Here is a 17,740-nt window from a genome sequence, read left to right as displayed (position 1 = left end):
TACAAATCCAATGTGGGAGCGAGCTTGCTCGCGATGAACGATAACGCGGTCTAACTAGTCAACGCTGCGTGGCAATTGCAGGGTCACCCGCAACCCGCCCTCACGCAGGTTTTGCAAGCTGACCTCACCACCATGGCTATGGGCAATGTTGCGGGCAATCCCCAGCCCCAACCCATACCCCTGCTGCTGCCCGGCCAGACGAAAATGCGGTTCGAACACCTGCTCCAGCCGCTGCTCCGGCACGCCGGGCCCTTCATCATCGACATGCAGGATGAACGCGCGGTCATCGTCATCGATGTGCAGGTGCGCGTTCTGCCCGTACTTCAACGCATTGTCGATCAGGTTGCCGATGCAGCGCTTGAGCGCCAGGGGTTTGCCTGGATACGCCGCCAGCGCCCGCCCCTGCTGGGTCACGCGACCATTGCCGTTGGGGGCCAGGTACGGTTCCACCAGACAGTCGAGCACATGATTGAGGTCCACCGGCTCGATGTTCTCGTGGATATCGGTGTCCTTCACGCATTGCAGCGCACCCTTGACCAGCAATTCGAGCTCGTCCAGATCGCGTCCGAACTTGGCTTGCAGCGTTTCGTCTTCGAGCAATTCAACGCGCAAGCGCAAACGGGTGATCGGCGTGCGCAAGTCGTGGGAAATCGCACTGAACAACTGGCTGCGCTCGGTCAGGTAACGGCTGATGCGCTCGCGCATGGTGTTGAAGGCACGCCCGACCTCGACCACTTCACTGCCACCGCCCTCGGCCACCGGTTCGACGTCGGCACCCAGCGACAGATCGCGCGCGGCCCGCGCCAGGCGCTTGAGCGGACGGCTCTGCCAGTGCACCAGCAGGCCGATGAACAACAGCAGAAAGCCGCTGGTCAGGACGATGAACCACACCTGCTGCGCCGGCAGGCCCTGCTCTTCAAGACTGGTGTAGGGCTCGGGCAGCAGCGAGGCGATGTACAGCCATTCACCCGGTGCCATCTGGATCTGCGTGACCAGCACCGGCGGGTTCACCGGTTCCAGGGTCAAGGCGTAGTGCGCCCAGGAGCGCGGCAACTCATCGAGCTTCAGGCCGCCATTGAAGATGCGCAGGTCTTCCGGGCTGACGAAGGTCACCGAGATGTCCGTGTCCTGGCCGAGGGACTGGCGCAGCACCTCGTCCACCGCCTTGAGCACCGCCTCTTTGCGCGGGGTGATGGGCAGCACTTCCATGCCCAGGGGTTTGTCGTTGAGCGTGACCACGAACCGGGTGCCGCCCATGCTGCGCAACTGATCGAGCACCAGGGGCCGAAACGCCACCGGCAACGAACGAAAATAACTGACACTGGCCGTCATCGAATGGGCCAGGCTGCGGGCGCTGGTGACCAGGCCCTCGAGCTGCGTGGCGCGCAGTTGCGACACCCAGATCACGCTCGACAGCGCCTGGGCGAACAGCACGGCCAACAAGGTCAACAGCAACATCCGCCCGAGCAGCGAACGCGGCATCGGCACCCTGGCGGCGAGCTTGCGCAACATCTCAGTGGCCATTGCCGGCAACCACATTGGCCGCCAGTTGGTAGCCGCTGCCGCGCACGGTGCGGATCAACCGTGGCGGTTTTTCCGTGTCGCGCAAGCGCTGGCGCAACCGGCTGACCGCCATGTCGACGATGCGATCCAGCGGCATCAGTTCACGGCCACGGGTCGCGTTGCCGATGGTGTCGCGGTCGAGGATTTCCTGCGGATGGTCGAGGAACAGTTTCAGCAGTGCGAAGTCGGCGCCCGAGAGAATCACCTCTTCGCCATCGATGTGAAACAGCCGATGGCTGACCATGTCCAGGCGCCAGTCATCGAAGGCCAGCACCTCACCGCCGTTACGCTCCTGACCGAACTGCGCGCGGCGCAGCAACGCCTTGATCCGCGCCTGCAACTCCCGTGGGCTGAACGGCTTGCCGAGGTAATCGTCGGCGCCGAGCTCCAGGCCGATGACCCGGTCGGCTTCGTCGGAACTGGCGGTGAGCATGATGATCGGCACCTGCGCCTGGCGCGGATGCTGGCGAATCCAGCGACACAGGCTGAAGCCGTCTTCGTCGGGCAGCATCACGTCAAGGATCACCAGGTCGGCCGGCGCCTCGTTCAGCGCCTGGCGAAAACCGGCGCCATCGGCAGTGGCACGCACCTGGAACCCGGCGCGAGTCAGGTAGGTGTCCAGCAACTCGCGTATCTCTTGATCGTCATCGACCAACAAAATCGACTTGTTGACTGAGCTCACAGGAAGGCGTCCTTGTTGTTTGAATTGGGCGGATTATGCCTGATGCACCATTTTTACAAACACCACAAAACCACTGTAGGAGCGAGCCTGCTCGCGATGGACTTGAAGGCACCGCGTGCATTCAGAATGCCCGCGTTATCGTTGACGTCCATCGCGAGCAGGCTCGCTCCTACAGGTAATCGGGTTTCAAGCTGGGTTTGATTGCTCCAGCGCCACACCCGCCCCCATCAAGCCCGAATACGGCGCCGTCACCAGCCACACCGGAATCCCCTTGAAGTAATCGCTCATGCACCCCTTGTCGGCGAAGCAGCGGGCGAAACCGCTTTCGAGGAAGAAATCGGCAAACCGTGGAATCACTCCGCCAACGATGTACACGCCACCGCGTCCACCGCTGGTCAGCACGTTGTTGCCCGCCACGCGACCGAGCCAGCAGCAGAACTGCTCAAGCACTTCCACGGCAATCGGGTCGCCCGCCAGCCCGGCGGCGGTGATGGCTTCCGGCGTGTCGAGCACCGGCGTGTGCCCGTCCACGGCACAGATCGCCCGGTAGACGCGCGGCAAGCCGCCACCGCTCAACGCGGTTTCAGCGCTAACGTGACCGATCTCGTTGAAAATGTGCTGCCAGAGTTGGGTTTCACGCGGGCTGCTCAAAGGCAGGTCGACGTGACCGCCCTCCCCTGGCAACGCAGCAAACCGGCCCTCGCCCAGATCGAGCAAGGTGCCGACGCCCAGGCCGGTGCCCGGGCCAATCACCACGGCCGGGCGCAACGGTTCCGCCGTGCCTTCGCAGACCACGCGGAATTCGCCGGGCTGCAAACGGGTCATGCCCAGGGCCATGGCCGAGAAGTCGTTGACGAGCAACAGTTGATCCACCTGCAAGGTCTGGCAGAAACCCTTGCGGCTCAGACGCCAGTGATTGTTGGTGAACTTGAACTCATCGCCACTGACGGGACCGGCCACCGACAGACACACCGAACCGATCGAACCCGGCGCCAGCCCCAGACCGTTGAGGTAGAGGCTGATCGCTTCTTCCGGGCTGGGGAAATCCGCCGTTGCCAGCACCTGGACCGATTCCAGTTGCTGGTTTTTCCACAACGCGAAACGTGCGTTGGTCCCACCGATGTCACCGACCAAAGCCAGTTTCAATTAAGCGTCTCCAGGGCAGAAGTAAAGGCGCTGGCGCCCTGCTCCGCCGAGCTGAAGGCCATGCGCATGAAACCAAACAGTTCGCGACCGGTGCCGATGTTGTTGCCCAACAGGCCCTTGGCCGGCGTGCGCGCTGCGAATTCTTCGGCGTCCACCTTAAGCTCCAGGGTGCCTTTGACGCCATCGACGCGGATGATATCGCCCTCTTGCACCCGCGCCAAAGCGCCGCCGACATAAGCTTCGGGGCTGACGTGAATGGCCGCCGGGATTTTCCCCGACGCACCGGACATGCGTCCGTCAGTCACCAGCGCCACCTTGAAGCCGCGGTCCTGCAATACGCCGAGGAACGGCGTCATCTTGTGCAGCTCGGGCATGCCGTTGGAGCGCGGCCCCTGGAAGCGCATCACCGCGACAAAATCCTTCTCCAGCAAACCGGCCTTGAATGCATCGGCCAGGTCCTGCTGATCCTGGAACACCATAGCCGGCGCTTCGACGATCTGGTTTTCCACGGCGACGGCGGAGACTTTCATCACCCCGCGACCGAGGTTGCCTTCCATCACCCGCAGGCCACCTTCGGCCGAGAATGCACGGGCGACCGGACGCAGGATGCTTTCATCGAGGCTGTCGGTCACGCCTTCGCGCCACACCAGCTCGCCGTTGTCGAGGAACGGCTCCTGGGTATAGCGGCTCAGGCCATGGCCCATCACGGTGTTGACGTTTTCGTGGAGCAGCCCGGCTTCCAGCAGTTCGCGGATCAGGAACGACATGCCACCCGCAGCCTGGAAGTGGTTGATGTCGGCCTTGCCGTTCGGGTAGACGTGGCTCAGGGTCGGCACCACCTCGGAGAGGTCGGCCATGTCTTGCCAGGTCAGTTGAATGCCCGCCGCCATGGCGATGGCCGGCATGTGCAGGGTGTGGTTGGTCGAGCCGCCGGTGGCGTGCAGCGCGACAATCGAGTTGACCAGCGAACGCTCGTCGACGATTTCGCCGATCGGCATAAAGTCGCCGTTCTGCTTGGTCAGGCGCGTGACCTGGTGCGCGGCTTCGCGGGTCAGGGCGTCACGCAATGGCGTGTTCGGGTTGACGAAGGACGCGCCCGGAAGATGCAGGCCCATGACTTCCATCAGCAACTGGTTGGTGTTGGCGGTGCCGTAGAAGGTGCAGGTGCCAGGGCTGTGGTAGGACTTCATCTCCGATTCCAGCAGCTCTTCGCGGGTCGCCTTGCCTTCGGCGTATTTCTGCCGCACGTCGGCTTTCTGCTTGTTGGAAATGCCCGAGACCATCGGCCCGCCCGGCACGAAGATCATCGGCAGATGGCCGAAGCGCAGCGCGCCCATCATCAGGCCCGGCACGATCTTGTCGCAGATACCGAGCAGCAGCGCGCCGTCGAACATGTTGTGGGACAGCGCCACGGCGGTGGACAACGCGATCACTTCGCGGCTCGGCAGGCTCAGCTCCATGCCCGGCTCGCCCTGGGTCACGCCATCGCACATGGCCGGGGTGCCACCGGCGAACTGACCGACGGAGCCGATTTCGCGCAGGGCCTTTTTGATCAGCTCCGGAAAGACTTCGTACGGCTGGTGCGCCGAGAGCATGTCGTTATATGACGAAACAATCGCGATGTTCGCGGCGTTCATCATCCGCAGGCTGTGCTTGTCGTCGCTGCCGCAACCGGCCACGCCATGGGCGAAGTTGGCGCATTGCAGCTTGCCGCGCATCGGACCGTCGCTGGCCGCACCGCGAATCAATGCAAGGTAAGCCTCACGCGTGGCGCGACTGCGGGCGATAAGCCGTTCGGTGACCTCAAGGACGCGGGGATGCATGTGTAGAACTCCAGGCTAACGGATGTGGCGACCTGATTGTCTATGCTGATCAAAGGCCGGTGTCGATGGGATGACAGACGGTTTTCTTGATCGGTTGGACCAGTTGATTCAGGTCACTCGTTGTAGATTGAACAAAATATTGCCATCAAAAAGGCTTGTTTTCTATTTTTTTGCGAATAATCTTGTAATTCCAACAACAAAACGACGGTAGCGCCGCACTATGACTCTTCGAATCGCAATCAATGGTTTTGGCCGCATCGGCCGTAATGTCCTGCGCGCACTCTATACCCAGGGCTACCGTCAGGATCTGCAGATCGTCGCCATCAACGACCTGGGCGACAGCGCGATCAATGCTCATCTACTCAAGTACGACACCGTTCACGGCACGTTCGATGCCGATGTTCAGCACGACCAGGAGAGCCTGACGGTCAACGGCGACCGCATTTCGGTCAGTGCCATCCGCAACCCGGCCGATCTGCCCTGGGCTGCGGAAAAGATTGATGTGGTATTCGAATGCACCGGCCTGTTCACCGACCGGGCCAAAGCCGCCGCGCATATTACGGCCGGCGCGCGCAAAGTGATCATCTCGGCCCCGGCCAAAGGCGCCGATGCCACTGTCGTTTACGGGGTGAACCACGACATTCTGCGCCAATCGCACCAGATCATTTCCAATGCGTCGTGCACCACCAACTGCCTGGCCCCGGTGGCCCAGGTGCTGCACCGCGAGCTGGGCATCGAAAGCGGCCTGATGACCACCATTCACGCCTATACCAACGACCAGCACCTGACCGACGTCTATCACGTCGATCCGTACCGCGCCCGTTCGGCCACCCAGAACATGATCCCGAGCAAGACCGGTGCTGCTGAAGCGGTGGGCCTGGTGCTGCCGGAACTGGCGGGCAAATTGACCGGCATGTCGGTGCGCGTACCAGTGATCAATGTGTCGCTGGTGGACCTGACCGTGCAGCTCAAGCGCGAAGCGTCGGCCGATGAGGTCAATGCGCTGATGAAAGAGGCTAGCCAGCACTCGAAGATCCTTGGGTACAACACCCTGCCGCTGGTCTCCAGCGACTTCAACCACAACCCCCTGTCGTCGATCTTTGACGCCAACCACACCAAGTCCAGCGGCAAACTGCTCAAGGTCCTGGCCTGGTACGACAACGAGTGGGGCTTCTCCAACCGCATGCTCGATAACTGCCTGGCGCTGTGTAACGCCGAATAAGCAGCACCCCCCCCGGTCTTGTAGGAGCGAGCCTGCTCGCGATGGTCGTTAACGATAACGCGGGGAACCTGATGCCCCGCGGTGCTCTACAGTCCATCGCGAGCAGGCTCGCTCCTACAAGGTGCGTGTCATGTCTGGAGCAAAAATCCATGATCGGTATCAGCTTTACGCAAAAGACCCTGGCGGCGCGCAAGCGTATTGCCCTGGTTGCCCATGACCACTGCAAGATGTTCTTGCTCGACTGGGCCGAACGGCAGAAAGACAAGCTGGCCCAGCATGATCTGGTCGCTACCGGCACCACGGGGTTGTTGTTGCAACAACGCCTCGACCTGCCCGTGGAGAGCATGATCAGTGGCCCCCTGGGTGGCGATCAACAGCTCGGTGCGCAAATCGCCGAGCAGCGGGTCGACATGCTGGTGTTCTTCTGGGACCCGTTCGAGCCACAACCCCACGACCCGGATATCAAGGCATTGCTGCGTGTCGCGGCCGTGTGGAACATCCCGGTGGCGTGCAACGAATGCAGCGCCGACTACCTGCTCAGCAGCCCGTTGATGGATCAGGCGCATCCCCATCGGATTCCCGATTACGCGAGCTATTTGCAGGGTCGGGCGTAAAGCTTCTGTTATGTGCCGGTCTGATGCTGCTGACGCTCGATCACGGCTGGCCGATCTACCTGGCGATTGCCGGGATGGGGCTGGGCAACCTGTGGATCGGGTCACGACCGGAATCACTGCCGCAACCCTCCTGAATTCACCCCGCGCTTTTTCCTCTTTTTACACCCTTTTTCGGCACATTTTTCTGCGCAAACGTTCAACCACTACCGTTCGTCGGCAGCCCATTCATGTAACCTGGCCTTCACGCCGATGTGCATTGATCGGCGCTAAATGGATTTAGCGAGTGAGCCGCAACGGCTCACAGCCAACACTTCATCCATTCGCGAGTTCGCCCTATGTTCGACTCACTGTCCATCCGCCTGAAAATCGTCCTGCTGTCCGGTCTGTGCCTGCTGGGAGTAGTCGCCCTGATAGTGGGCATGAACATCTACCAGACCAATCAGAACGATGATCTGGTCAGCGATTCCAGCACTAGAATGCTCACCGCCAGTGTGCAGGACCTGCTGCAGGCCAAGGCCGCCGAACAAGCGGTGCGGGTGCAGAAAACGTTCGGTGAAACCCTGACGGTGGTGACCGCCCTGGCGGATCAAATCAAGGACATGCGCAACCTGGCCGCCAAGCGCTCCCTTGAGCCCGGCGCCTTGCGTGAAGAGTTGAACCAGAGCCTGAAAACCGCCTTCGAGCGCAACGCCAAGGTGCTGGGCATCTGGCTGGCCTTCGAACCCAACGGCCTGGACGGCAAGGACAGCGAGTTCGTCAACGACGCCGCCCGTCAATCCAACGAGGCCGGTCGCTTCGCTACCTATTTCAGCCGTGCCGGTGGTGAAACGCTGAACACGATCATGGTCGAAGAGGACATGACCAAGACCACCCTGAACCTCAGCGGCACGCCGTACAACGTCTGGTACACCTGCCCTCGGGACAGCAAGCGCACCTGCCTGCTCGACCCCTACGCCGATACTGTCGGCGGCAAGGAAGTGTTGATGACCACCATTTCCGTCCCGCTGCTGGTGGACGGCAAGTCCATCGGCGTGGTCGGTGTCGACATCGCCCTCGACGCCCTGCAAGCGGCGGCGATCGACTCTCAGCACGACCTGTTCAACAGTGCCGGGCACATGCTCATCGTTTCCGGCACTGGCGTGCTGGCCGCCTACAGTGTCGATGCCGGTAAGGTCGGCAAGAGCATCGGCGACACCCTGGGTGCCGACGGCAAGGACATTCTGCAACTGCTTGGCAGTGGTGCACCGAAGATTCTCCAGCAAGGCGACCTGATCCGTGCGGTGTACCCGGTCAGCCCGATTGCCGATGCCAAGGCCTGGGCCGTGGTCATCGACCTGCCCAAACAAGTGCTGCTGGCCGACTCGGTGAAGCTGCAAGCGGTACTCGACGATGCCCAGCAAAGCGGCACGATCAAGGCCTTGTCGGTGGCGGTGATTGCCGGTGTGATCGGCCTGCTGCTGATGTGGCTCACCGCGTCCGGCGTGACCCGACCGATCAACAGCGTGGCGCAAATGCTCAAGGCGATTGCCAGTGGCGACGGTGACCTGACCCAGCGCCTGCACTACAGCAAGCAGGACGAACTGGGTGAACTGGTGAACTGGTTCAACCGCTTCCTCGACAAGCTGCAACCGACCATCGCGCAAATCAAGCAAAGCATCACCGATGCCCGCGGCACGGCCGACCAGTCTTCGGAAATCGCCCGCCAGACCAGTGAAGGCATGCAGGTGCAGTTCCGCGAAATCGACCAGGTCGCCACCGCGTCCAACGAAATGAGCGCCACGGCCCACGATGTCGCCAACAGCGCCTCGAACGCGGCCAACGCCGCCAAGGGTGCCGATCAGTCGGCGCGCGACGGCATGTCAATCATCGAGCGCAGCACCCGCGACATCAATCAACTGGCCGACGAAGTCAGCAAGGCCGTGACCGAAGTCGAAGCCTTGGCGGTGAACAGCGAACAGATCGGCTCGGTGCTGGAAGTGATCCGCAGCATCGCCGAGCAAACCAACCTGCTGGCCCTCAACGCGGCGATTGAAGCGGCCCGTGCCGGCGAAAGCGGTCGCGGCTTTGCGGTGGTCGCCGATGAAGTGCGCAACCTGGCCAAGCGCACCCAGGATTCGGTGGAGGAAATTCGCCTGGTGATCGAACGCATCCAGTCCGGTACCCGCGGTGTCGTCGCCACCATGCACTCGAGCCAGACCCAGGCCCACAGCAACGCCGGGCAGATCCAGCAGGCGGTCCAGGCCCTGAGCAAAATCAGCGACGCGGTCACTGTGATCAGCGACATGAACCTGCAAATCGCCAGCGCCGCCGAACAGCAAAGCGCCGTCGCCGAAGAGGTCAACCGCAATGTCTCGGCGATCCGCACCGTCACCGAGACCCTGACCGGCCAGGCCACCGAGTCGGCGCAGATCAGCAGCCAGCTCAACACCCTGACCACCCACCAGATGAAATTGATGGATCAGTTCCGCGTTTAAAAAATCGCCACATCCCCCCCTGTGGGAGCGAGCCTGCTCGCGAAGACGGCAGCCCATGCAACATCAATGTGGCTGACACATCGCCTTCGCGAGCAGGCTCGCTCCCACAGGTTTCATCTGGCTTGTCACCTGATTTGATCTAAGATCTGGCTCTCGCTCCGGAGGGCTCTTCAATGACTGATCTGCTCACGTCCATTCAAGCCGCACTCGGTTTGCCTCACACCCCGATTCCATTCACGTCCAACGGCGCCCTGCCCTCGGCATTTGCCGTCACCGAGCTGGCTTGCGCAAGCATCGCCGCCGCCGGCCAGGCCGCCAGCGAACTGCTGCACCAACAGACCGGACGCCGGCCCGACCTTGAAGTTGACCGACGCCTGGCGTCCTTCTGGTTCGGGACCTCGATTCGCCCGATCGGCTGGAGCGTTCCGCCGCTGTGGGACCCGGTGGCCGGTGACTACGCCACCCGCGACGGCTGGATTCGCCTGCACACCAACGCGCCCCATCACCGCGCCGCTGCCGAACGCGTGCTCGGTGCCTGTGCCGACCGTACCGCGATGGCCGACAAAGTGGCGCAATGGGCGAAAAGTGAGCTGGAACAGGCGGTGGTGGATGCCGGTGGTTGTGCCGCCGAAATGCGCACCTGGGATCAATGGCAGGTCCATCCCCAAGGCCAGGCAGTGAATGCCGAACCCTTGGTTCTGTTCGCCGACCACCCAAGCCAGAGCCACAAACCCTGGACAGGTTCAGTGGCTCGCCCCCTGGCCGGCATCAAGGTGCTGGACTTGACCCGGGTACTGGCAGGCCCCATCGCCAGCCGCTTTCTGGCAGGCCTGGGCGCCGATGTCCTGCGCATCGATCCGCCGACGTGGAACGAGCCAGGGGTAGTGCCGGAAGTCACGCTGGGAAAGCGTTGCGCGCGTCTTGATCTGAACGACAAATCCGACCGCGGGGTATTCGAATCCCTGCTCAAGGACGCCGACATTCTGCTCCACGGCTATCGTGCCGATGCGCTGGAACGACTTGGCTTGGGCGCGAATCAGCGCCGGCAACTGAACCCCGGCCTGATTGATGTTTGCCTCAATGCCTATGGCTGGAATGGCCCCTGGCAAAATCGCCGGGGCTTCGACAGCCTGGTACAGATGAGCAGTGGCATTGCCGAAGCGGGCATGCGCTGGAAGTCGGCAGACAAACCGACGCCATTGCCGGTGCAGGCACTCGATCACGCCACCGGGTATTTGATGGCGGCCAGTGTGATCAGGTTGCTGGCGCAACGGTTGAGCGACGGTACAGGTGGCTCGGCGCGATTGTCGTTGGCGCGCACGGCGAAGTTGTTGATCGAGCGGGGGCCCGGCCCGGATGAGTCGTTGCGCGGCGAAGATCAACAGGATCTGGGGAGGCTGGTGGAGCAAACGTCCTGGGGGCCGGCGCATCGGTTGCAGGTGCCGCTGAAGATCACGGCGACGCCGTTGCAATGGGTGCTTCCGGCAACGGAACTGGGTTCACATCCCGCGCAGTGGTGGTGACCGTCAGATCGCCTTCGCGAGCAGGCTCGCTCCCACATTTGATCGCGGTCATCAGTTGGAACTCGGTCAACTGTGGGAGCGAGCCTGCTCGCGAAGGCGCCAGAAACAGCAACACAAAAACCCGGATCAGCTCAGTCCACCCGACTCAACGAAGTCCACAGCACCTGCGCCGCATACCCGCGATAGGGCCGCCACCCTTCAGCCCGCGCCAACAGCTGCTTCGCCGTCACCGGCCCACCCTCCAGTGCCGCCAATGCATTGACCAGCCCCACGTCGCCATTGGGAAATCCATCCATCTCCCGCAACTGGCGCAACGCAATGTATTGCGCCGTCCAGTCACCAATCCCGTGCAACGCCAGTAACCGCGCTACGCCCGCCTCCCGACCGGGCTCGAACAATCGCGGGTCATCGAGCAATGCCCGGGCCACACCCGACAAGGTCCGGCCTCGGCTTTTCGGCATGCCCAACGCAGCCAGATCGGCCTGCGCCAACACCTGCGCCGTGGGGAACACATGACTCAAACCCGCTAACGGCTTACCCAGTGGCACGCCATATTGCGCCACCAGTTTCCCCGCCAGGCGGATCGCCGCCGCCACCGTAATCTGCTGGCCCAGCACCGCGCGGATCGCCAGTTCCAGCCCGTCCCACGCCCCCGGCACACGCAGCCCGGGACGCTCGGCAATCAACCGGGCCATCAGTGGATCAAGCGCTAAATGCCGATGGATCGTGGCGAGGTCGGCATCGAGATCGAACATCCGCCGCACGCTTGCGACGATGTCGGGCACGGCGCTCGGGTCGGGAAAATCCAGCGCCAGCTCAAGGGCGTCAGACGTGGCAGGCCGGATAGAAAAGCTGCCGTGCATCCCCTTCAGATCGATGCTGCGCGAGTAGACGCCGTCAGCCACCGTTTCCAGTCCTGCAATCGCCCGTGCCGACAAAAATCCCAGCATGGCCGGCCAGTCATAGGGTGGCTGATACGCTAGCAACAGCTTCACAGACTCAGCAACCCGCTATACAGCCCATAAGCCGCCAGCCCGGCACCGCTGATGACCGCGGTGAAAATGCCTTTCTCGAGCGTCGTGAACAATGGCATGCCCTGTTCATGGCGGGCCTTGGCAAACAGGATCACACCCGGCGCATACAGCAACGCCGACAGCAGCAAATACTTCAGGCCACCGGCGTACAGCAACCACACTGCGTAACTCAAGGCGATGACACCAACCAGCAAATCCTTGCTGCGCTCGGCGCTTGCCTGCTGATAGGTTTCCCCGCGCACGCACAACAACACCGCATAGGCCGCCGACCACAGGTACGGCACCAGAATCATCGATGACGCCAGGTAAATCAGACTGGTGTAGGTGCCCGCGGAAAACAGCGTGATCAGCAGGAACAACTGGATCATCGAGTTGGTCAGCCACATGGCATTGACCGGCACACGGTTGGCGTTTTCCCTGGTCAGGAATGCCGGCATGGTCTTGTCTTTCGCCGTGGCGAACAGGATTTCGGCGCACAGCAGCGCCCAGGACAGCAACGCCCCCAACAGCGAGATCGCCAGGCCAACGCTGATCAGCACTGCCCCCCAGTGGCCGACGATATGCTCAAGCACCGCCGCCAACGAGGGGTTCTGCAGTTTCGCCAGTTCCGGCTGGGTCATGATCCCCAGCGATAGCACGTTCACCAGCACCAGCAGTGCCAAGACCCCAATGAACCCGATCACCGTCGCCCGGCCCACGTCGGAACGTTTCTCCGCCCGGGCCGAATAGACACTGGCCCCCTCGATCCCGATGAACACGAACACGGTGACCAGCATCATGTGCCGAACCTGATTCATCACACTGCCGAATTCCGCGTTGTTACGCCCCCAGATATCGAGGGTAAAGATGTCCGCCTTGAACGCCACGGCGGCAATCACGATGAACATGATCAACGGCACGATCTTGGCCACGGTGGTCACCTGGTTGATGAACGCCGCCTCCTTGATCCCGCGCATCACCACAAAATGCACGGTCCAGAGCAGCACCGAAGCGCAGGCGATGGCGATCGGCGTGTTGCCTTCGCCAAAGACCGGAACGAAATAACCCAGGGTACTGAACAGCAGCACGAAGTAGCCGACGTTGCCCAGCCAGGCGCTGATCCAGTACCCCCAGGCGGACGAGAACCCCATGTAGTCGCCGAACCCGGCCTTGGCATAGGCATACACCCCGGACTCCAGCTCCGGCTTGCGATTGGCCAGGGTCTGGAACACGAACGCCAGGGTCAGCATGCCGACGGCGGTGATCGCCCAACCGATCAGGATCGCCCCGGCATCGGCCCTGGCCGCCATGTTTTGCGGCAGGGAAAAGATCCCGCCACCGATCATCGAACCCACCACCAGGGCGATCAATGCGCTCAGGCGAAGCTTGCTCGGTGATTGCGACATCGTTGCATCTCCATTTTTTTCGGGGGGGCGACAACTGCCGCGAGATCGTCACATATCGGGCGTCAACTAAACTGTTGAAGCGTAATAACGTTTATTGGATAACGCCAACCCATGTCTTTTTACTTGCACAAAATGGCTATTAAAGGCGCCGATATAATCATTTGTTGTATACGCTTTTCCAATACATCAATTTTGTACAAAAAACCCGTGAGGAAGATTGGCGAATTCTGAAAAACCAACTAGCGTCATAATTCGAAACAGAATACAAAATAACTGAAATAATCCACTCAAAGGCTCTAAATCAGGCATTACAAGCAGCCGCCTTGAAATGATGGCACTCCGCCAACAAACTGGGAACGCTCTCATTTAGTGATCCAAGTCAGCTGATTGGATAACCAACGGAATTAATCTGCTGGCCTCTCTTCTCCTGCATTGGAGTCATGCAATGTCTGAAGCTCCCGGAAAACTCAAACTCGGCGCACTGGTTGCATTAGTCGTCGGTTCGATGATTGGTGGCGGGATCTTTTCCTTGCCGCAAAACATGGCCGCCAGTGCCGATGTCGGCGCCATTCTGATCGGTTGGGCAATCACCGCCGTCGGCATGCTGACCCTGGCGTTCGTGTTCCAGACCCTGGCCAATCGCAAACCCGACCTGGACGGCGGGGTCTACGCCTACGCCAAGGCCGGTTTCGGCGACTACATGGGCTTCTCGTCCGCCTGGGGATACTGGATCAGTGCCTGGCTGGGCAACGTCGGTTACTTCGTCCTGCTGTTCAGCACGCTCGGCTACTTCTTTCCGCTATTCGGGGAGGGGAATACCCCTGCTGCCGTGATCGGTGCCTCGGTGCTGCTCTGGGCCGTGCATTTCCTCGTACTGCGAGGCATCAAGGAAGCCGCGTTCATCAACCTGGTGACCACCGTCGCCAAGATCGTGCCGCTGGTGCTGTTCGTGTTGATCGCGTTGTTCGCCTTCAAACTGGACATCTTCACCGCTGACATCTGGGGCCTCAAGAATCCGGACCTGGGCAGCGTGATGGACCAGGTGCGCAAGATGATGCTGGTCACCGTGTGGGTGTTCATCGGCATCGAAGGCGCGAGCATCTTTTCGGCCCGCGCGGAAAAACGCAGCGACGTGGGTAAAGCCACCGTGATCGGCTTTGTCACCGTGCTGCTGTTCCTGGTGCTGGTGAACGTGCTGTCGCTGGGGATCATGACCCAGCCGGAACTGGCCAAATTGCAGAACCCGTCGATGGCGGCGGTGCTGGAGCATGTGGTCGGCCACTGGGGCGCAGTGCTGATCAGCGTCGGCCTGATCATCTCGTTGCTGGGGGCTTTGCTGTCGTGGGTGCTGCTGTGTGCGGAGATCATGTTCGCCGCTGCCAAGGACCACACCATGCCGGCGTTCCTGCGCAAGGAGAACGCCAACCATGTACCGGTCAATGCCCTGTGGCTGACCAACGCCATGGTGCAGATCTTCCTGGTCATCACCTTGTTCTCGGCCAGCACTTACCTGTCGCTGATCTACCTCGCCACCTCGATGATCCTGGTGCCGTACCTGTGGTCGGCGGCCTACGCACTGCTGTTGGCCGTGCGGGGCGAAACCTATGAGGGCGCGTCGGGCGGTCGGCAGAAAGATCTCATCATCGGCGCCGTGGCCCTAGTCTACGCGATCTGGCTGCTGTACGCCGGCGGCACCAAATACCTGCTGCTGTCCGCCCTGCTCTACGCCCCCGGCGTGATCCTGTTCGCCAAGGCCAAGCTGGAAATCGACAAACCGGTTTTCACCAACGTCGAGAAGCTGATTTTCGCTGCGGTAGTCGTCGGCGCCGTGGTGGCGGCCTACGGTCTCTACGACGGCTTCCTGACCCTGTAATGCAATTGTTTTGTCATCTGGAGGATCACTGTAATGACCACGGAAAAAGTTAAGTACGGCGTCCATTCCGAAGCCGGCAAACTGCGCAAAGTCATGGTTTGCTCCCCAGGACTGGCCCATCAGCGGCTGACCCCGAACAACTGCGATGAACTGCTGTTCGACGATGTGCTGTGGGTGGCCCAGGCCAAGCGCGACCACTTCGACTTCGTCACCAAGATGCGCGAACGTAACGTCGATGTGCTGGAAATGCACAACCTGCTGACCGACATCGTCGCCATTCCCGAAGCCCTGGACTGGATTCTGGAACGCAAGATCACCGCCAACTCGGTGGGCCTGGGCCTGATCAACGAAACCGCTTCGTGGCTGCGCAGCCTGGAGCCACGTCACATCGCCGAGTTCCTGATCGGCGGCGTATCGGGCGACGACTTACCGACCAGTTTTGGCGGTAAGGCCATCGAGATGTTCCGCGACTTCCTCGGCCACTCCAGCTTCATCCTGCCGCCGCTGCCCAACACCCAGTTCACCCGCGATACCACCTGCTGGATCTACGGTGGCGTTACCCTCAACCCGATGTACTGGCCGGCGCGCCGTCAGGAGACCCTGCTGACCACCGCCATCTACAAATTCCACCCCGAGTTCACCAACGCCGACTTCCAGATCTGGTACGGCGACCCGGACAAGGACCACGGCAACGCCACCCTTGAGGGCGGTGATGTGATGCCGATCGGCAACGGCGTGGTGTTGATCGGCATGGGCGAACGCTCCTCGCGCCAGGCCATTGCCCAACTGGCGGTGAACCTGTTCAAGAACAAGGCCGTCGAGAAAGTGATAGTCGCCGGCCTGCCGAAATCCCGCGCGGCGATGCACCTGGACACCGTGTTCAGCTTCTGCGATCGCGACCTCGTCACGATCTTCCCGGAAGTGGTGAACCAGATTGTCGCCTTCACCCTGCGTCCCGATGAAAGCAAGGCAGGCGGCATCGACATCCGTCGCGAAGACAGCAACTTCCTCGACACCGTCGCCCAGGCCCTCAACCTCAAAGCGTTGCGCGTGGTGGAAACCGGCGGCAACAGCTTCGCCGCCGAACGCGAGCAATGGGACGACGGCAACAACGTGGTGGCCGTGGAGCCGGGCGTGGTCATCGGCTACGACCGCAATACCTACACCAATACCCTGCTGCGCAAGGCCGGGGTGGAGGTCATCACCATCAGCGCCGGCGAACTCGGCCGGGGACGGGGCGGCGGCCATTGCATGACCTGCCCGATCATCCGCGATCCGATTGACTACTAACCTATTACCTTGGCCCGCGCTGCCCTCTACCCCAGGGCATGCTCGGACCAAGGGGATAACCGACACCTTAGGAGATCCAAAATGGCGTTCAACATCCATAACCGCAATCTGCTGAGCCTGGAACACCACACCCCTCGCGAATTGCGCTACCTGCTCGACCTGTCCCGCGACCTCAAGCGTGCCAAGTACACCGGCACCGAACAGCAGCATCTCAAGGGCAACAACATCGCGCTGATCTTCGAAAAAACCTCGACCCGCACCCGCTGCGCGTTCGAAGTTGCAGCCTATGACCAGGGCGCCAACGTCACCTACATCGACCCGAACTCCTCGCAGATCGGTCACAAGGAAAGCATGAAGGACACCGCCCGCGTGCTCGGGCGCATGTACGACGCCATCGAGTACCGTGGCTTCAAACAGGAAATCGTCGAGGAACTGGCCAAGTTCGCCGGCGTACCGGTGTTCAATGGCCTGACCGACGAGTATCACCCGACACAAATGATCGCCGACGTGCTGACCATGCGTGAACACGCCGACAAACCGATCCACGAAATCAGCTACGCCTACCTCGGCGACGCGCGCAACAACATGGGTAACTCGCTGTTGCTGATCGGCGCCAAGCTCGGCATGGACGTGCGCATCTGCGCGCCAAAAGCCCTGTGGCCGGCGGACGACCTGGTGGCTCGCTGCAAACAGTACGGTGAAGAAAGCGGCGCACGCATTACCCTCACCGAAGATCCGAAAGCCGCCGTCAAGGGCGTGGATTTCATCCACACCGACGTCTGGGTCTCGATGGGCGAACCGGTTGAAGCCTGGGCCGAACGTATCCAGCAACTGCTGCCGTATCAGGTCAACGCCGAACTGATGAAAGCCACCGGCAACCCGCGCACCAAGTTCATGCACTGCCTGCCGGCGTTCCACAACTGTGATACCAAAGTCGGCAAGCAGATTGCCGAGCAGTACCCGCACCTGAGCAACGGCATCGAAGTGACCGATGACGTGTTCGAGTCGCCGGCCTGCATCGCCTTCGAGCAAGCGGAAAACCGCATGCACACCATCAAGGCGATTCTGGTGTCGACGCTGGCGGACCTTTAACGGCTGACTCGGCTCCCAC

General features: G+C 61.4%; 13 protein-coding genes and 2 pseudogenes. 9 read left to right on the top strand and 6 right to left on the bottom strand.

All coding sequences use genetic code 11. The annotated features are described in order from the left end of the window. Positions 1-54 precede the first annotated feature (54 nt). The 4 genes from PMI26_RS15965 to edd form a co-directional block, all read right to left on the bottom strand. Positions 55-1,482 (bottom strand): ATP-binding protein, encoded by a 1,428-nt coding sequence (locus PMI26_RS15965; protein WP_015096573.1) that lies wholly within the window; start codon positions 1,480-1,482, stop codon positions 55-57. Between the two features lie 31 nt (positions 1,483-1,513). Continuing rightward, positions 1,514-2,245: a response regulator gene (locus PMI26_RS15970; protein WP_007974429.1), complete on the bottom strand. Its 732-nt coding sequence runs from the start codon at positions 2,243-2,245 to the stop codon at positions 1,514-1,516. A gap of 186 nt (positions 2,246-2,431) precedes the next feature. After that, positions 2,432-3,391: a glucokinase gene (locus PMI26_RS15975; RefSeq protein ID WP_007974427.1), complete on the bottom strand. Its 960-nt coding sequence runs from the start codon at positions 3,389-3,391 to the stop codon at positions 2,432-2,434. Then, entirely contained in the window at positions 3,388-5,214 is a 1,827-nt protein-coding gene (gene edd / locus PMI26_RS15980; RefSeq protein WP_007974426.1) for a phosphogluconate dehydratase, read from the bottom strand. The genes PMI26_RS15975 and edd overlap by 4 nt, the downstream gene beginning before the upstream one ends. 220 nt (positions 5,215-5,434) lie before the next feature. Here edd and gap point away from each other — a divergent pair, with 220 nt between their 5' ends. From gap to PMI26_RS16000, 6 genes and pseudogenes are all read left to right on the top strand, one after another. Then, positions 5,435-6,436: a type I glyceraldehyde-3-phosphate dehydrogenase gene (gap, locus tag PMI26_RS15985; RefSeq protein ID WP_007974423.1), complete on the top strand. Its 1,002-nt coding sequence runs from the start codon at positions 5,435-5,437 to the stop codon at positions 6,434-6,436. 149 nt (positions 6,437-6,585) lie between these two features. Further along, positions 6,586-7,050, top strand: coding sequence for a methylglyoxal synthase (locus tag PMI26_RS15990; RefSeq protein WP_007974421.1), 465 nt, complete (start codon positions 6,586-6,588; stop codon positions 7,048-7,050). Then, positions 7,047-7,184, top strand: a pseudogene (locus PMI26_RS31400) (DUF454 domain-containing protein); the annotation flags it as partial. The gene PMI26_RS15990 and the pseudogene PMI26_RS31400, both read left to right, overlap by 4 nt. Positions 7,185-7,385: 201 nt before the next feature. Then, positions 7,386-8,666, top strand: a pseudogene (locus PMI26_RS32335) (PDC sensor domain-containing protein); the annotation flags it as partial. 102 nt (positions 8,667-8,768) lie between these two features. Further along, the gene (locus PMI26_RS32330; protein ID WP_376739137.1) at positions 8,769-9,524 is read left to right on the top strand and encodes a methyl-accepting chemotaxis protein; all 756 of its coding nucleotides are present in this window, start codon (positions 8,769-8,771) and stop codon (positions 9,522-9,524) included. Positions 9,525-9,697: 173 nt separating this feature from the next. Continuing rightward, positions 9,698-11,047, top strand: a complete 1,350-nt coding sequence (locus PMI26_RS16000) for a CoA transferase (RefSeq protein ID WP_007974416.1) — start codon at positions 9,698-9,700, stop codon at positions 11,045-11,047. 131 nt (positions 11,048-11,178) lie between these two features. On the opposite strand, the gene PMI26_RS16005 is transcribed toward PMI26_RS16000, so the two are convergent. Continuing rightward, positions 11,179-12,042 (bottom strand): DNA-3-methyladenine glycosylase family protein, encoded by an 864-nt coding sequence (locus PMI26_RS16005; protein ID WP_007974414.1) that lies wholly within the window; start codon positions 12,040-12,042, stop codon positions 11,179-11,181. Then, on the bottom strand, positions 12,039-13,466 hold the full coding sequence (gene arcD, locus PMI26_RS16010; RefSeq protein WP_007974413.1) for an arginine-ornithine antiporter: 1,428 nt from the start codon (positions 13,464-13,466) through the stop codon (positions 12,039-12,041). Before arcD (PMI26_RS16010) ends, PMI26_RS16005 begins: the two co-directional genes overlap by 4 nt. 445 nt (positions 13,467-13,911) lie before the next feature. Between arcD (PMI26_RS16010) and arcD (PMI26_RS16015) the strand changes: the two genes are divergently transcribed. From arcD (PMI26_RS16015) to PMI26_RS16025, 3 genes are all read left to right on the top strand, one after another. Then, positions 13,912-15,339 carry an arginine-ornithine antiporter gene (arcD, locus tag PMI26_RS16015; RefSeq protein WP_007974411.1) on the top strand — a complete coding sequence of 476 codons (1,428 nt, stop codon included), beginning with the start codon at positions 13,912-13,914 and terminating at the stop codon, positions 15,337-15,339. A gap of 33 nt (positions 15,340-15,372) precedes the next feature. Beyond that, entirely contained in the window at positions 15,373-16,629 is a 1,257-nt protein-coding gene (gene arcA, locus PMI26_RS16020; RefSeq protein ID WP_007974408.1) for an arginine deiminase, read from the top strand. Between the two features lie 81 nt (positions 16,630-16,710). Then, positions 16,711-17,721: an ornithine carbamoyltransferase gene (locus PMI26_RS16025; RefSeq protein ID WP_007974406.1), complete on the top strand. Its 1,011-nt coding sequence runs from the start codon at positions 16,711-16,713 to the stop codon at positions 17,719-17,721. The last annotated feature ends 19 nt before the right edge of the window (positions 17,722-17,740 follow it).

The sequence above is a fragment of the Pseudomonas sp. GM33 genome (assembly GCF_000282295.1).
Lineage (GTDB): Bacteria > Pseudomonadota > Gammaproteobacteria > Pseudomonadales > Pseudomonadaceae > Aquipseudomonas > Aquipseudomonas laurylsulfatiphila.
The sequence above is the reverse complement of the archived record's forward strand: the minus strand, read 5'-3'. Positions and strand labels throughout refer to the sequence as shown.

What these genes read in the sequence shown, in the direction of transcription:
- PMI26_RS32330 (WP_376739137.1), top strand. Translation starts at nt 8,769, where the DNA reads ATGCAGGTGCAGTTCCGCGAAATCGACCAGGTCGCCACCGCGTCCAAC.
- arcD (WP_007974413.1), bottom strand. Translation starts at nt 13,466, where the DNA reads ATGTCGCAATCACCGAGCAAGCTTCGCCTGAGCGCATTGATCGCCCTG.
- PMI26_RS15990 (WP_007974421.1), top strand. Translation starts at nt 6,586, where the DNA reads ATGATCGGTATCAGCTTTACGCAAAAGACCCTGGCGGCGCGCAAGCGT.
- arcA (WP_007974408.1), top strand. Translation starts at nt 15,373, where the DNA reads ATGACCACGGAAAAAGTTAAGTACGGCGTCCATTCCGAAGCCGGCAAA.
- PMI26_RS15965 (WP_015096573.1), bottom strand. Translation starts at nt 1,482, where the DNA reads ATGCCGCGTTCGCTGCTCGGGCGGATGTTGCTGTTGACCTTGTTGGCC.
- arcD (WP_007974411.1), top strand. Translation starts at nt 13,912, where the DNA reads ATGTCTGAAGCTCCCGGAAAACTCAAACTCGGCGCACTGGTTGCATTA.
- edd (WP_007974426.1), bottom strand. Translation starts at nt 5,214, where the DNA reads ATGCATCCCCGCGTCCTTGAGGTCACCGAACGGCTTATCGCCCGCAGT.
- gap (WP_007974423.1), top strand. Translation starts at nt 5,435, where the DNA reads ATGACTCTTCGAATCGCAATCAATGGTTTTGGCCGCATCGGCCGTAAT.
- PMI26_RS16025 (WP_007974406.1), top strand. Translation starts at nt 16,711, where the DNA reads ATGGCGTTCAACATCCATAACCGCAATCTGCTGAGCCTGGAACACCAC.
- PMI26_RS16000 (WP_007974416.1), top strand. Translation starts at nt 9,698, where the DNA reads ATGACTGATCTGCTCACGTCCATTCAAGCCGCACTCGGTTTGCCTCAC.